Annotated in this window: 14 protein-coding genes; 6 read left to right on the forward strand and 8 right to left on the reverse strand. The window is 56.8% G+C overall.

The window, feature by feature from the left end; all coding sequences use genetic code 11:
- Positions 1-41 precede the first annotated feature (41 nt).
- Together ibaG and murA are read left to right on the forward strand one after the other, a co-directional pair.
- Entirely contained in the window at positions 42-299 is a 258-nt protein-coding gene (gene ibaG / locus EPG66_RS13995; RefSeq protein WP_010251880.1) for a BolA family iron metabolism protein IbaG, read from the forward strand.
- A gap of 66 nt (positions 300-365) precedes the next feature.
- Positions 366-1,625 carry a UDP-N-acetylglucosamine 1-carboxyvinyltransferase gene (murA, locus tag EPG66_RS14000; protein ID WP_010251868.1) on the forward strand — a complete coding sequence of 420 codons (1,260 nt, stop codon included), beginning with the start codon at positions 366-368 and terminating at the stop codon, positions 1,623-1,625.
- Positions 1,626-1,698: 73 nt separating this feature from the next.
- Here the strand turns inward: murA and EPG66_RS14005 are convergent, their stop codons facing one another.
- On the reverse strand, positions 1,699-1,983 hold the full coding sequence (locus EPG66_RS14005) for a helix-turn-helix domain-containing protein (protein ID WP_069025732.1): 285 nt from the start codon (positions 1,981-1,983) through the stop codon (positions 1,699-1,701).
- A 238-nt stretch (positions 1,984-2,221) separates the two neighbouring features.
- Positions 2,222-3,193: an octaprenyl diphosphate synthase gene (gene ispB / locus EPG66_RS14010; protein ID WP_031592018.1), complete on the reverse strand. Its 972-nt coding sequence runs from the start codon at positions 3,191-3,193 to the stop codon at positions 2,222-2,224.
- Positions 3,194-3,450: 257 nt separating this feature from the next.
- On the opposite strand from ispB, the gene rplU reads away from it, so the two are divergent.
- From rplU to cgtA, 3 genes are all read left to right on the forward strand, one after another.
- On the forward strand, positions 3,451-3,762 hold the full coding sequence (gene rplU, locus EPG66_RS14015) for a 50S ribosomal protein L21 (protein WP_008925416.1): 312 nt from the start codon (positions 3,451-3,453) through the stop codon (positions 3,760-3,762).
- A 15-nt stretch (positions 3,763-3,777) separates the two neighbouring features.
- Complete coding sequence (gene rpmA / locus EPG66_RS14020) at positions 3,778-4,035, forward strand: 50S ribosomal protein L27 (RefSeq protein WP_031592019.1); 258 nt, start codon at positions 3,778-3,780, stop codon at positions 4,033-4,035.
- Positions 4,036-4,277: 242 nt separating this feature from the next.
- On the forward strand, positions 4,278-5,450 hold the full coding sequence (gene cgtA / locus EPG66_RS14025; protein ID WP_182687256.1) for an Obg family GTPase CgtA: 1,173 nt from the start codon (positions 4,278-4,280) through the stop codon (positions 5,448-5,450).
- A 72-nt stretch (positions 5,451-5,522) separates the two neighbouring features.
- Here cgtA and EPG66_RS14030 read toward each other — a convergent pair whose 3' ends face one another.
- From EPG66_RS14030 to EPG66_RS14050, 5 genes are read right to left on the reverse strand one after another with little or no spacing between them, the layout of a single operon-like run.
- A complete protein-coding gene (locus EPG66_RS14030) occupies positions 5,523-5,942 on the reverse strand; it encodes a hotdog fold thioesterase (protein WP_072006708.1) in 420 nt (139 codons plus the stop codon).
- Between the two features lie 2 nt (positions 5,943-5,944).
- Positions 5,945-6,703 (reverse strand): 2,3-dihydro-2,3-dihydroxybenzoate dehydrogenase, encoded by a 759-nt coding sequence (gene dhbA / locus EPG66_RS14035; RefSeq protein WP_033759623.1) that lies wholly within the window; start codon positions 6,701-6,703, stop codon positions 5,945-5,947.
- Positions 6,700-7,554 (reverse strand): isochorismatase family protein, encoded by an 855-nt coding sequence (locus tag EPG66_RS14040; protein ID WP_069025735.1) that lies wholly within the window; start codon positions 7,552-7,554, stop codon positions 6,700-6,702. The genes dhbA and EPG66_RS14040 overlap by 4 nt, the downstream gene beginning before the upstream one ends.
- An 18-nt stretch (positions 7,555-7,572) precedes the next feature.
- Complete coding sequence (locus EPG66_RS14045) at positions 7,573-9,189, reverse strand: (2,3-dihydroxybenzoyl)adenylate synthase (RefSeq protein ID WP_083070327.1); 1,617 nt, start codon at positions 9,187-9,189, stop codon at positions 7,573-7,575.
- Positions 9,190-9,199: 10 nt separating this feature from the next.
- Entirely contained in the window at positions 9,200-10,378 is a 1,179-nt protein-coding gene (locus EPG66_RS14050; protein ID WP_182687258.1) for an isochorismate synthase, read from the reverse strand.
- A 177-nt stretch (positions 10,379-10,555) separates the two neighbouring features.
- Between EPG66_RS14050 and fepB the strand changes: the two genes are divergently transcribed.
- Entirely contained in the window at positions 10,556-11,524 is a 969-nt protein-coding gene (gene fepB, locus EPG66_RS14055; protein WP_083070325.1) for a Fe2+-enterobactin ABC transporter substrate-binding protein, read from the forward strand.
- On the opposite strand, the gene entS is transcribed toward fepB, so the two are convergent.
- Positions 11,519-12,763, reverse strand: a complete 1,245-nt coding sequence (entS, locus tag EPG66_RS14060) for an enterobactin transporter EntS (RefSeq protein ID WP_069026566.1) — start codon at positions 12,761-12,763, stop codon at positions 11,519-11,521. The genes fepB and entS overlap by 6 nt on opposite strands.
- Between the last annotated feature and the right edge of the window lie 30 nt (positions 12,764-12,793).

Raw genomic sequence — 12,793 nt, forward strand, 5'->3', positions numbered from 1 at the left:
TACTATGTCAGCCTTATTATTATTAAGTGAAGTTAAGCCCAATGGAAAACAGTGAAATTCAGGCCGTGCTGATGGCAGCATTGCCTTTAGACGAAGTGCATGTGATGAGCAATGATGGCAGCCATTTTCAGGTGATCGCCGTAGGCGAACTGTTTGGCGAACTGAGCCGCGTGAAAAAGCAGCAGGCTGTCTACGCGCCGCTGATGGAATTCATCGCGGATAACCGCATTCATGCTGTCTCTATCAAAACCTATACTCCCGCTGAATGGGCGCGTGACCGTAAACTCAACGGTTTCTGATCCCCAGCGTGGTGAACTCGTCGCTGGCGAGTCCAATCTTTAGCTAGTTAATTGAGAGCCGTGTTAATGGACAAATTTCGTGTGCAAGGCCCCACCCGCTTAAGTGGTGAAGTAACCATTTCCGGGGCAAAGAACGCCGCGCTTCCTATTCTGTTTGCTGCGCTGCTGGCTGAAGAGCCGGTCGAGATTCAGAATGTGCCAAAGCTGCGCGACATTGATACCACCATGAAGCTGCTGAGCCAGCTGGGTGCGAAGGTGGAACGCAACGGTTCTGTGCATGTCGATGCCAGCGCGGTAGATGTATTTTGTGCGCCTTACGATCTGGTCAAAACCATGCGTGCCTCAATCTGGGCGCTGGGCCCGCTGGTAGCGCGTTTTGGTCAGGGTCAGGTTTCCCTGCCGGGTGGCTGCGCTATCGGCGCGCGTCCGGTTGATCTGCACATCACCGGTCTTGAACAGCTGGGTGCCGAGATCAAGCTGGAAGAGGGCTACGTGAAAGCGTCAGTCAATGGCCGCCTGAAGGGCGCACTGATTGTCATGGACAAAATCAGCGTCGGCGCGACCGTGACCATCATGAGTGCTGCGACGCTGGCGACCGGTACTACCGTGATTGAGAATGCGGCGCGTGAGCCGGAAATTGTCGATACCGCCAATTTCCTGAACACCCTGGGCGCAAGAATCAGCGGTGCAGGCAGCGATAAAATCACCATCGAAGGCGTAGAGCGTCTGGGTGGCGGTGTTTATCGTGTCCTGCCAGACCGTATCGAAACCGGTACCTTCCTGGTGGCTGCCGCCATTTCGGGTGGCAAAGTGATGTGTCACAAAACCCAGCCGGATACGCTGGATGCTGTGCTGGCCAAGCTGCGTGATGCGGGTGCCGATATCGAAACCGGTGAAGACTGGATCAGTCTGGATATGCACGGCAAGCGGCCAAAAGCGGTCAACGTGCGCACTGCACCGCATCCAGGTTTCCCGACCGATATGCAGGCGCAGTTCACTCTGTTAAACATGGTCGCGGAAGGCACGGGCGTGATTACCGAAACCATCTTCGAAAACCGTTTCATGCATATCCCGGAACTGATTCGTATGGGCGGACATGCTGAGATTGAGAGCAACACGGCGATCTGTCATGGGGTTGAAACCCTGTCAGGTGCGCAGGTGATGGCGACCGATTTACGTGCGTCTGCCAGCCTGGTTCTGGCTGGTTGTATTGCGGAAGGAACGACGTTCGTTGATCGCATTTATCACATCGATCGTGGCTATGAGCATATCGAAGATAAACTGAAAGCAATGGGCGCCAACATTGAGCGCGTCAGCGAAGAGTAATCCCGCAGATGCTCTGAAAAAACCAGCCTCCTTTGGGGGCTGGTTTTTTTTCGCCTGAGGATCGCCTGAGTTTTCAGGCGTTATCGGAGTGATCGACGGGCGTCCGGATACGTTTCCTGCGATCCAGCAGGCAGTGGGTCTCGGGATCGTAATAGCGGCTGGGCCAGATCTCACACGGATGAACCTTGAGCGCGTCGGCGATCAACCATTCGCCCTTGGGCCATGGACGTGTCAGCGCATTAGCCAGCGTTGATGAACTGAGACCTGCTGCGCGTGACAGCGCCGCCAGTGTCATTCCACGCTTATGCAGCGCCGCGATAATGTCAGCCGGGTGCCAGTCTTCCATCCTTTTTTGCATATCCTGTTCTCCTTTTCCCTGTCATTGCGTCGTCCAGCAGGACGTGAGCTTTCCTTTTTACCGTTATCTGGAAAGATTAGGGTTTTTATAGCAAATAGTTCCCATTAGTTTCCAGTAATATTTGGATCCAGCATCTGATCTGTGGGGTGGCATGCAAAAGGAGTGCAACAGCTAAGAGGTAACAAAAAGAAGTGAGAGCAGGAACGTAAAAACGGAGCCTGTCAGGCTCCGTGAGGGATCAGAAATCGCGCTGAACTGACATGTGCGCCAGCGACTCCAGCGCACTGCGCCACGGCGATTCGGGCAGAATGCGCAAGGCATCAATCGCTTTATCCGCTTCCTGTTCGGCACGGCTGCGCGTCCATTCGAGTGAACCACACTGATTCATCGCTTCCAGTACCGGTTCCAGCAGATGGCGGCCATTTCCCTGCTCAATGGCTTCACGAATCATTTTCGCCTGTTCAGGTGAGCCGTGCTGCATAGCATGCAGCAGCGGCAGCGTGGGTTTGCCTTCACTCAGGTCATCGCCGGTATTTTTGCCCAGCGTCTCGCCGTCAGCACTGTAATCCAGTAAATCGTCAATTAACTGGAAAGCGGTGCCCAGATAGCGCCCATAATCCTGTAGCGCTTTTTCCTCTTCAGGTGTGGCTTCAGCCAGTATCGCCGAGGCCTGCGAGGCCGCTTCAAACAGGCGCGCGGTCTTGCTGTAAATCACGCGCATGTAGCTCTCTTCGGTGATGTCGGGATCGTTGACGTTCATCAGCTGCAGGACTTCGCCCTCAGCAATCACGTTTACCGCTTCTGACATCAGCGCCAGGATACGCAGCGAACCCATGCTGGTCATCATCTGGAAGGCGCGGGTGTAAATAAAATCACCGACCAGCACGCTTGCCGCATTGCCAAACGCCGCGTTCGCGGTCGCTTTGCCACGACGCATATCGGATTCATCCACGACATCGTCATGCAGCAGCGTGGCGGTGTGGATAAATTCGATCAGCGCCGCATTGGTCACGTGCAGATCGCCCTTGTAGCCCATGGCACGTGCGGATAGCACGGCAATCATGGGACGGATACGCTTGCCCCCACCACTGATGATGTAGTAGCCCAACTGGTTGATGAGCGAGACATCTGAATTCAGCTGGTCGAGGATGGTCTGGTTAACGGCAGCCATATCCTGTGCGGTTAATTCATTAATCTGTTCTAAGTTCATTCGTCTTTTCAGCTATGACTCGTTATCTCTGCCATGGTAAGTGCTTTTACCCAGCCAGCGTTCAGGTAATCTGTTACTGATTGTACTTGAATTTTCTGCCTGAGAAACGGTTGCATTCAGCCTGTGTTTTTTTTCTGCAAGAGTGTGCAAAGTGCTCTTGTCTTCTTCTGGAGTTTTGCGTAGAATTCGCGCCCTATTGTGAATATTTAGCGCGCCGCCTGATGAACTAAAAGGCAAGCGCAGAAGCGGAGTTTTATATGTACGCGGTTTTCCAAAGTGGTGGTAAACAACACCGAGTAAGCGAAGGTCAGACCGTTCGCCTGGAAAAGCTGGACATCGCAACCGGTGAAACGATTGAGTTTGACCAGGTTCTGATGATTGCTAATGGCGAAGACGTGAAAATCGGCGCGCCACTGGTTTCAGGCGGAATGATCAAGGCAGAAGTTGTTGCTCACGGTCGTGGCGAGAAAATTAAGATCGTTAAGTTTCGTCGTCGTAAGCACTACCGTAAGCAAGCAGGCCATCGCCAGTGGTTCACTGATGTGAAAATCACTGGTATCACGGCATAAGAGGAGATCTGACAAATGGCACATAAAAAGGCTGGTGGTTCGACTCGAAATGGTCGTGACTCCAATGCAAAACGTCTGGGTGTAAAACGTTTCGGTGGCGAATCTGTTCTGGCAGGTAGCATCATCGTTCGTCAGCGTGGCACCAAATTCCACGCCGGTACCAATGTAGGTTGTGGTCGTGACCACACCCTGTTTGCTACCGCAGACGGCAAAGTACAGTTCGAAATTAAAGGTCCGAACAACCGTAAATACATCAGCATCGTTGCTGAGTAAGGTTGTCGTGACGCAGACGTTTAACGTCTGAACGCACGAATTAAAGGCCCCGCAGCTCCTGCGGGGCTTTTTACATTCTGCGCTCTGTTGCGGTAAAAGCGACGCATCACAAAAGTTTGCTGTACACTTTATGTACGCACTGGCGAAAGCCAATCCTGATTTATCCGCCGCTGGTCAGCGCAGAAGACCCTGGCGGACCCGTCTGCAGAGTGCTGCAGGCGATTGTGTGACGGAGATAGAAAATGAAGTTTGTAGATGAAGCGACAATTTTGGTCGTCGCCGGTGATGGCGGTAATGGTTGCGTAAGCTTCCGCCGCGAGAAATATATCCCGAGAGGCGGCCCTGACGGGGGTGATGGCGGTGACGGCGGTGACGTTTATCTGATCGCTGATGAAAACCTCAATACCCTTATCGATTATCGTTTCGAAAAATCTTTCCGCGCCGAGCGTGGGCAGAACGGCCAGAGCCGCGACTGTACCGGTAAACGCGGTAAAGATATCGAAGTTAAAGTGCCGGTCGGCACCCGGGTTATCGATCAGGGTACCGGCGAGACACTGGGTGACATGACGCGTCACGGCCAGAAACTGATGGTCGGCAAAGGTGGCTGGCATGGCCTGGGCAACACCCGCTTTAAATCATCTGTAAACCGCAGTCCGCGCCAGAAAACCATGGGTACCCCGGGCGAAAAGCGCGACCTGCAGCTGGAGCTGATGCTGCTGGCAGATGTCGGGATGCTGGGCTTACCGAATGCCGGTAAATCGACCTTTATCCGTGCCGTATCGGCAGCGAAGCCAAAAGTGGCGGACTATCCGTTTACCACGCTGGTGCCGAGCCTGGGCGTGGTTCGTATGGACAGCGAGCAGAGCTTCGTCGTGGCCGATATCCCTGGCCTGATTGAAGGCGCAGCCGATGGCGCAGGCCTGGGCATTCGCTTCCTGAAGCACCTTGAGCGCTGCCGCGTGTTGCTGCACCTGATTGACATCGATCCCATCGATGAAAGCGATCCGGTTGAAAATGCCCGCATCATTCTCGGCGAGCTGGAAAAGTACAGCGAGAAGCTGTTCAACAAGCCACGCTGGCTGGTCTTCAACAAAATTGATCTGATCAGTGAAGAAGAGGCGCAGTCACGGGCTAAAGCGGTGGCTGAAGCGCTGGGCTGGGAAGATAAGTATTACCTGATTTCTGCCGCAAGCCGTACCGGTGTCAACGAACTCTGCTGGGACGTGATGAGCTTCATCAACGCTAACCCGAAAGAAGCGGAGCTTGAAGAGAAGCAGCCGGAGAAAGTGGAGTTCATGTGGGACGATTACCACAAAGAAACCATTGAAAACACGGTTGAAGTGGAAGATGAAGAGTGGGATGAAGACTGGGATGATGAAGACGACGAAGGCGTTGAAATTATCTATCAGCGTTAACCGATCGCCTGCTACAGCGTGATATGCAATGCCCCCTTTCAGGCCTGGAAGGGGGCATTGTTCTGTCGGCAGCTAGCTCATTACCGCCACGCTCAGGCGCGCACTGCAGCACAGTTGATCCCGACCGTTCCGAATCTCAATCTGCCAGCTCTGACTGCGTTTACCCAGATGCAGTGGACGGCAAATGCCCCGCACCATACCCGCAGAAACCGCACGATGATGGCTGGCATTCACTTCTACGCCAACCACGCTGCTGCCTTCCTCAACCGCCAGATATCCGGCAATTGAGCCCATCGACTCCGCCAGCACCACGGACGCACCGCCATGCAGCAGCCCGAACGGCTGTTGCGTACGGGCATCGACCGGCATCGTCGCTTCCAGGTAATCATCACCTATCAGGGTAAAAACGATACCCAGATGGGCCACCAGAGAGTTCTCACCCAGCGCATTCAGGGCGGGAAGATCCATGGATCGCTTCCAGATCGCTGTCATCATCAGGCTCCCAGGGTTGCGCCACCATCAACCACAATATCCTGCAGCGTCACATGACTGGCAAGATCCGACGCGAGAAACAGTACAGTGGCCGCAATTTCCTGCGGCTGCGCGATCTTACCCAGCGGGATACCCAGCTTGAACTGATCCGGGAAGCCGGCAATCATCTCCTGCTCACCCGTCGGTGTGTGCCACAGGCTGCGCTGCATATCGGTGTCGGTAGAACCGGGTGAAACGATGTTGCAGCGCACGCCATAGGGCGCCATCTCCAGACCCACGGTCTGACAGAGACTGCGCAGCGCCGCTTTTGAAGCGCCATAAGCGGACATGCCAATACGCGGGGCATGAGCCGAATTAGACGCGACGGTGACGATGGCACCGGCGCGCTGTTCGCGAAAGCGTGGCAATGTCTGCTGGAACAGATTAAACGCGCCGCCCGCATTGACGTTAAGACACGCCTGCCAGTCGGCAAACGACAGCTCATCGGTAGCACCAATCCGTAAGATACCGGCTGCGTTGACCAGCACATCAATGCGCGGCTGCGCGGCCAATACGCGCTGGCAGATCGTTTTGACCTGCGCCGGATCGGCCACATCCATCGTGTGGCAGGGAAACGGGTAATCATGGCCCTTGAAACGTTGATCAAAGGCCTCGACCTGTGCGCCAGCCTGATGAAAGGCTAACGCAGTATGATAGCCGATGCCCTGGCCGGCACCGGTTACCCAGACGATTTTACCGCTGAAGTCGAATGTGTGGCTCATTTCGCCGGCTCCCGCGCCAGCAGCGCCCACCAGCCATCAATGCTCGGATTTTTCGCCAGGCTGACGAAATCGATATCACGATGTACCTGACGCCAGCGTGCCGCCAGCGCCATCACGCGTACTGAATCCAGACCGTAATCAATCAGGTTTTCATCATCTTCCGGCGCATCATCATCTTCCAGCAGCGGCAGGATCAACGCGCGCAGATCATCTTTGCTGAGTGGCACAGGCATCAGATCGGCGGTCATCACCACTTTTCCGCTACGGCCCGCGGTGTAGGTCAGCGCCATCATATGTTCCTCACGGCTGAAGTCAGCCAGCGCATCGGCCACCATAAACGGCTGAATATTGCGCATAAACGCATCGGTGGCCGTAGTCAGGCAGCCAATATGAGCATAGACGCCGGTGATAATCAGCTGATCGCGGCCCATCTCCTGCAGGATCGACTCCAGCGGCGAGCGGTGAAATGCACTGTAGCGCCATTTGGTCAGGACCTGATCGTCCTCATCAGGTGCCAGCGCATCCACGATCTTCTGCTGATCGGGATGTTTATTCAGTCCCGGTCCCCACATGTCGTTGAGCAGCGCACGATCTTCATCGCTCTGCGCGTTTGGCTGAGCGGTGTAAAACACCGGAATGCCCTGCGCTTTGCAGTAGCGACGCAGCCGGGCAATATTGTCGACTACCTGCTCAACCAGCGGGCTATTTTCGCCCCAGAAGTTGAGAAAATAGCGCTGCATATCGTGGATCAGCAGGGCGGCACGGTCCGGCTCCAGCATCCATTTCACTTTGTTGTTGGGCAACTCGGTGGCGGCTGGCAGCGGATAAGAGGTCAGTTGTGGAATAGCCATTGAAAATCTCCGGACAGATCAGGCTTGCGCTTGTTGATCGGCAAGTTGTTGGCGCAGACGTTTTTTGTCCACCTTTCCGACCGCGGTCAGTGGCAGGGCATCTACGCAGGTAATACGGTCGGGCAGCTTAAATTCTGCGACGCCAAGTTCACGCAGGTGACGACGCAGCACCACCGGTTTAACCGGCTGACGGGTAACGATAAAGGCACAGCTTTTTTCACCCATCAGCTCGTCGCTCATGGAGACCAGCGCAGCGTGGATCACATCCGCATGGCGCTGCAGCAGGTTTTCGATCTCTTCGGCTGCGATCTTTTCGCCGCCCCGGTTGATCTGATCTTTCTCCCGGCCCTGCACGATGATGTTGCCAGAGGGCGTGATCTCAATCAGATCGCCAGAGCAGTAAAAGCCCTGGTCATCGAAGCTGGCGGCGTTATGTTCCGGGCTGTTGTAGTAGCCACGGAAGGTATAAGGACCACGGGTCATCAGTCGACCGATGGAGCCTGCTGGCAATGGGTTACCCTGATCGTCGGCGACCCACACCTCGTCATCCGGGGAGATCGGGCGTCCCTGCGTGGTGAGAATGGTCTGCTCATCGTCATCCAGTCGGGTGTAGTTCACCAGACCTTCCGCCATACCAAATACCTGCTGAAGGGTGCAGCCGATCTCGTTCTGGATGCGCGCGGCCAGCGTTTCGCCCAGCTTTGCGCCACCGACCTGAATGCGTTGCAGCGAGGCCAGCGCGGCATTGCTGCCCCATTCCTGAATCGCCTGCAGCCAGAGACTGGCAGCGGGCGGAACCAGGCCGGTATCGGTGACCTGATGCTTTTCAATCAGCGGGAAGCAGAGCGTTGCGCTGGGATCGGCGGCTAAGATCACCTGTCCGCCCGCGTAAAAAACACCCAGCGCGCCCGGCGAACTCATCGGGAAGTTATGCGCGGCGGGCAGGGCGATCAGGTAGCGGGTGTCGGCGGTAACACCGCAGATAACGTCACTCTCACGGATGCTGTAGTAGTAATCATTATGGGTGCGTGGGATCAGTTTCGGTGTACCGGTACTGCCTCCCGACAGCTGGAAAAAGGCGACTTCATCGCCTGCGGTCGGGGTTGCGATGAAGTTGCCCGCGGATTCAGCCAGCAGGGCGTCGAGGCTGTTTTCCGTCTGAGCGTCATTACGCAGGATCACCTGTTGGAGTGAACGCTGATCGCGGCGAAGTTGCGCAATAAACGCATCATCGGCGAACAGAGCGTGGCTGCGATCGGCAATTAACAGGCTCGGCGAGATCTGACTGGCATAGGCGGCCAGTTCGGTGCGCTGATGGCTGAACAGGGCGTTAACCGGGGCGACGCCGATTTTGAACAGTGCAAACAGCGTCAGGTAAAATTCCGCCACGTTGCCAAGCTGCACCAGCGCCGTATCGCCTGACTTCAGGCCGCGACGCTGCAATGCCGCGGCCAGGTTGTCACTCAGCGCCGCCAGCTGGCGATAGGTAAATTGTCGTTCGCCATCAATCACCGCCACGCTCTCGCTGTCGCGATGACGTTCCAGGATGTCGGTCATCGGCAGATCGAGCCAGTAGCCTTTTTCACGGTAACGTGCGGCCAGATCGTCCGGCCAGCGGCTGTAGGAAATCGTCATACAGGTTCCTTTATTGCAGTCCAAAAGCGCGAAGCATGGTGTCGAGTTTGACGCCGGTTTCACGCCATTCTGATTCAGGTTGTGAGTCCGCTACGATGCCTGCGCCCGCAAACAGCCGCACCCGCGGGCCATTCACCGTACCGCAGCGAATGGTGACGACCCATTCGCCATTGCCCTGATCGTCACACCAGCCGACGATGCCGCCAAACAGCTGACGTTCAAATGGCTCCAGTCGCTGAATCAGCGCCTGAGCACGCTGATGCGGGAAGCCGCTGAGGGCCGGTGTCGGATGCAGCAGACAGGCCAGTGACAGCGCATTTTCGCGATCGTCCAGCACGTCACCCTGAATCTGCGTAGCGAGATGCCACAGTGTTGCGGTGGTCAGCAGTGAAGGTGTCTCGGGGACCGACAGCAGGCGGCTGCGCGGCTGCAGCGTCGCGCGCATCGCATCCGTGACCAGCTTATGCTCATGACGATCTTTTGCTGAGTGCATCAGGCTTTCGCCAGAGGCATGGTCACGCTGCGGATCGCGATGACGCGGCGCTGAACCGGCCAGCGGACAGGAGCTGAACTGGCGGCCCTGCTTACGAATCATCAGTTCCGGGCTGGCGCCAACCAGCGCGCCGCCATCGGGCAGCGGCAGATGAAAGTGGTAGCTGTTAGGGTTCTGCGCCACGATGCGCTGCATCAGGGCGGCCGTATCAACCGGCTGTTCCGCCACGATATCCATCAGCCGTGACAACACCACTTTATCCAGATCGCCGCGCTGCGTGGCAGCCACTGCCTGCGCAACCATGTCGATGAAAATGTCATGTTCCGGCACCGCCGTGCGGCGACGCACCTGCGGCAGTTCAGCCTCAGCCAGAGAGGAACTGGCGTTGAGATCGTCACGGTTAAAGGTCTGATACGACTCAGGGATAAACAGCGCAGCGGGCTGATCCACGTCGAAGGGGATTGCACCCACCAGAATGGGATGGGCAATGCCTTGTTTTCTGGCTGAAGCAAAATGGTGCTGTAGTTGCTGCTGAAACTCCCCTGTCAGTTGCTCACCCTGCTTCACCGGCGCGGTAAGGGTAGTAAAACAGCCCTGTGTGGTCAGGCTTTGCCAGGGAGAGGTAAACAGAAAGCCACGGCAGAGTGCCGGGAAATCCTGCAGCAAGGGATGTTCAAATGCCAGCGATTCCACCATAATTTCCACCTATAAATGATAAGATAACTAATAATGATTATCATTTGTATTGTGGGCCAGTAACCTACGTTGATTAGCCGAAAGTGTCAATAATTACGCGGCGATTCAGCTGGCATGGCCGGTTAAATCAGCACAAATGGTCTCTCTCTTTTTGCGGGTAAAAGTGGACGAAAATCTATGAGTAAACATGGTGTCACATCGGCGATAGCGCTGTTTTTCCTGAGTATCAGCCTGTTCAGCGTTACCGCTGCTGCCCAGACCGGCTGGCCGCGGACTGTCGCCGGGGCAACAGGCAATATCACGCTGACCCAGGCACCCATGCGCATTGTTTCGACCAGCGTGACCCTGACAGGCTCGCTGCTGGCCATTGATGCGCCGGTCGTCGCCAGTGGCGCAACTGCACCCGGCAGTCGGCTGGCTGATAAGCAGGGATTCTTCCGTCAGTGGGGCGAAGTGGCCAAACAGCGCGGCGTAAAACGTCTCTACATTGGTGAGCCCAGTGCAGAAGCGATTGCTGCTGAAGCGCCAGACCTGATTGTGGTCAGCGCCACCGGGAATGATTCGGCGATCAAACTGGTCGATCAGCTCGCGGCGATTGCGCCAGTGCTGGTGGTGAATTACGACGATAAAAGCTGGCAGCAACTGGTGACGTTGCTGGGTGAGGCGACCGGGCATGAAGCGGAAGCTGCCGCCCGGAAAGCTGAGTTTGATGCGCGAGAAAAGGCTCTGAAAGCGAAGCTGACCCTGCCGCCGCAGCCGGTTTCAGCGATGGTGTGGAACGGGGATGGCCGGGCAGTCAATCTATGGACGGATGCGTCGGCGCAGGGGAAATTACTGCAGCAACTGGGCTTCACCCTGGCGACGCCGCCAGCCACTCTTCAGGCTGGTCACAGCATGGGACAGCGTAAAGATATCCTGCAACTGTCAGGGGAAAATCTGGCGGCAGGCCTTAATGGTCAATCATATCTGCTGTTTGCCGCTGAAGAGCCCACCGCCGCACAGGTGATGAGCAACCCTTTCCTGGCACAGACCCCAGCTGTGCGCGCCAAAGCGGTCTATGCGCTGGGGCTGGATAGCTTCCGGCTCGACTACTACAGCGCCAGCAATTTGCTGACGCGGCTGGAAATGCTGTTCGTTAAATCATGATCCCGTTTCCGCCGGTGCAGGCGGTTGATAGCGACGCAGACGCGCCATCAGCAGCCACATGATGATGCCCAGCACGGTGGCTGCCAGACCAGACAGGCTGGCCGCCTGCTGCGGCAACAGCAGTGAACCCATCGCGCCAATCATCGCTGCACCTATCGCATCGCCGGTGACATTCTGCGCTGTCCAGAGGCTGTTGATCCTGCCGAGCAGCGCATCAGGCGTCAGCGTCTGGATCATCGCGTACTGCACCAGGCTGTTGATGGCACTGAAATAGCCAAAGGCCGCGAGGCAGACCAGACTGGCGCTGAACCACGGCATCAGGCTGAACAGAGCCAGTGCGACGAAAGCAGCAATAGCACTCGCCAGGATCAGGCGGCCCGGCTGTGGTGACTGTGCCAGCCGTCCGCTGGTGAGCGCACCTGTGGCAGCACCCAGCGGAACGGCGGCATACATCAGCCCTAACTCCGTCACGCCGACCTGCCAGTGTGGCGCCAGCGCCGGATAGAGCACGCGCACCGCGCTGGCTAACGTCACCAGCGCGCCGACCAGCGCCGCCATGCCAACAATCGGGCTGGCAAACAGGAATTGCACGCCGCTGACCAGTGCTTTCAGCGGATGTTCACGCGGCTGCGGCGGTGGCGCAAGCCGCGGCAATCGCAGCAGGGTTAACACCGTCAGCAACGTGCCGAACGCCGCCAGTCCGTAGTTCCACGCCACACCGCCCTGCGCGATGACCAGTCCGGCAATGGCCGGGGAGAGAATCGCGCCAAAGCGCACCGTCAGCATGGTAATCGCACCTGCTTTCATCAGATTTTCACGCCCGACCAGCGCCGGAGTTGCCGCCAGCAGCGCGGTGACGCCTATCGCGCCGAAAAAACCATCCCACAGTCCCAGCACAAAAACGGCGATCACCGACGGCGAAGGGAGCAGGGCATTGATGCATAAGGCGACAAAGCCCAGGCCACAGGTGGATCGGGCAAACAGGATCAGACGACGGCGCTCATAGCGATCCGCCAGCACGCCGCCAGTCAGCAGGCCGATAAACATGCCGGCACCGGCCAGCGTCACCGCCAGACCCACCAGCAGCGGCGACTGCGTCAGTTGCTGAATCTGAACCGGTACCGCCACCGCCAGCATGCCGAGGGCGACAATGGAGATAAAGCGGGCGATAAAAATGGCGCGAAAGGCGGGGTGGGTTCTCAGCAGGCTGAGATCGATAAAGTGGGAGGGTTTGTTCATAACGTCGCTTTTTTGCACCCATTTTCCTCA

It is taken from the genome of Pantoea pleuroti, from assembly GCF_014156615.1.
Classification (GTDB): Bacteria; Pseudomonadota; Gammaproteobacteria; order Enterobacterales; family Enterobacteriaceae; genus Pantoea; species Pantoea agglomerans.

What these genes read in the sequence shown, in the direction of transcription:
- ibaG (WP_010251880.1), top strand. Translation starts at nt 42, where the DNA reads ATGGAAAACAGTGAAATTCAGGCCGTGCTGATGGCAGCATTGCCTTTA.
- murA (WP_010251868.1), top strand. Translation starts at nt 366, where the DNA reads ATGGACAAATTTCGTGTGCAAGGCCCCACCCGCTTAAGTGGTGAAGTA.
- EPG66_RS14005 (WP_069025732.1), bottom strand. Translation starts at nt 1,983, where the DNA reads ATGCAAAAAAGGATGGAAGACTGGCACCCGGCTGACATTATCGCGGCG.
- ispB (WP_031592018.1), bottom strand. Translation starts at nt 3,193, where the DNA reads ATGAACTTAGAACAGATTAATGAATTAACCGCACAGGATATGGCTGCC.
- rplU (WP_008925416.1), top strand. Translation starts at nt 3,451, where the DNA reads ATGTACGCGGTTTTCCAAAGTGGTGGTAAACAACACCGAGTAAGCGAA.
- rpmA (WP_031592019.1), top strand. Translation starts at nt 3,778, where the DNA reads ATGGCACATAAAAAGGCTGGTGGTTCGACTCGAAATGGTCGTGACTCC.
- cgtA (WP_182687256.1), top strand. Translation starts at nt 4,278, where the DNA reads ATGAAGTTTGTAGATGAAGCGACAATTTTGGTCGTCGCCGGTGATGGC.
- EPG66_RS14030 (WP_072006708.1), bottom strand. Translation starts at nt 5,942, where the DNA reads ATGACAGCGATCTGGAAGCGATCCATGGATCTTCCCGCCCTGAATGCG.
- dhbA (WP_033759623.1), bottom strand. Translation starts at nt 6,703, where the DNA reads ATGAGCCACACATTCGACTTCAGCGGTAAAATCGTCTGGGTAACCGGT.
- EPG66_RS14040 (WP_069025735.1), bottom strand. Translation starts at nt 7,554, where the DNA reads ATGGCTATTCCACAACTGACCTCTTATCCGCTGCCAGCCGCCACCGAG.
- EPG66_RS14045 (WP_083070327.1), bottom strand. Translation starts at nt 9,189, where the DNA reads ATGACGATTTCCTACAGCCGCTGGCCGGACGATCTGGCCGCACGTTAC.
- EPG66_RS14050 (WP_182687258.1), bottom strand. Translation starts at nt 10,378, where the DNA reads ATGGTGGAATCGCTGGCATTTGAACATCCCTTGCTGCAGGATTTCCCG.
- fepB (WP_083070325.1), top strand. Translation starts at nt 10,556, where the DNA reads ATGAGTAAACATGGTGTCACATCGGCGATAGCGCTGTTTTTCCTGAGT.
- entS (WP_069026566.1), bottom strand. Translation starts at nt 12,763, where the DNA reads ATGAACAAACCCTCCCACTTTATCGATCTCAGCCTGCTGAGAACCCAC.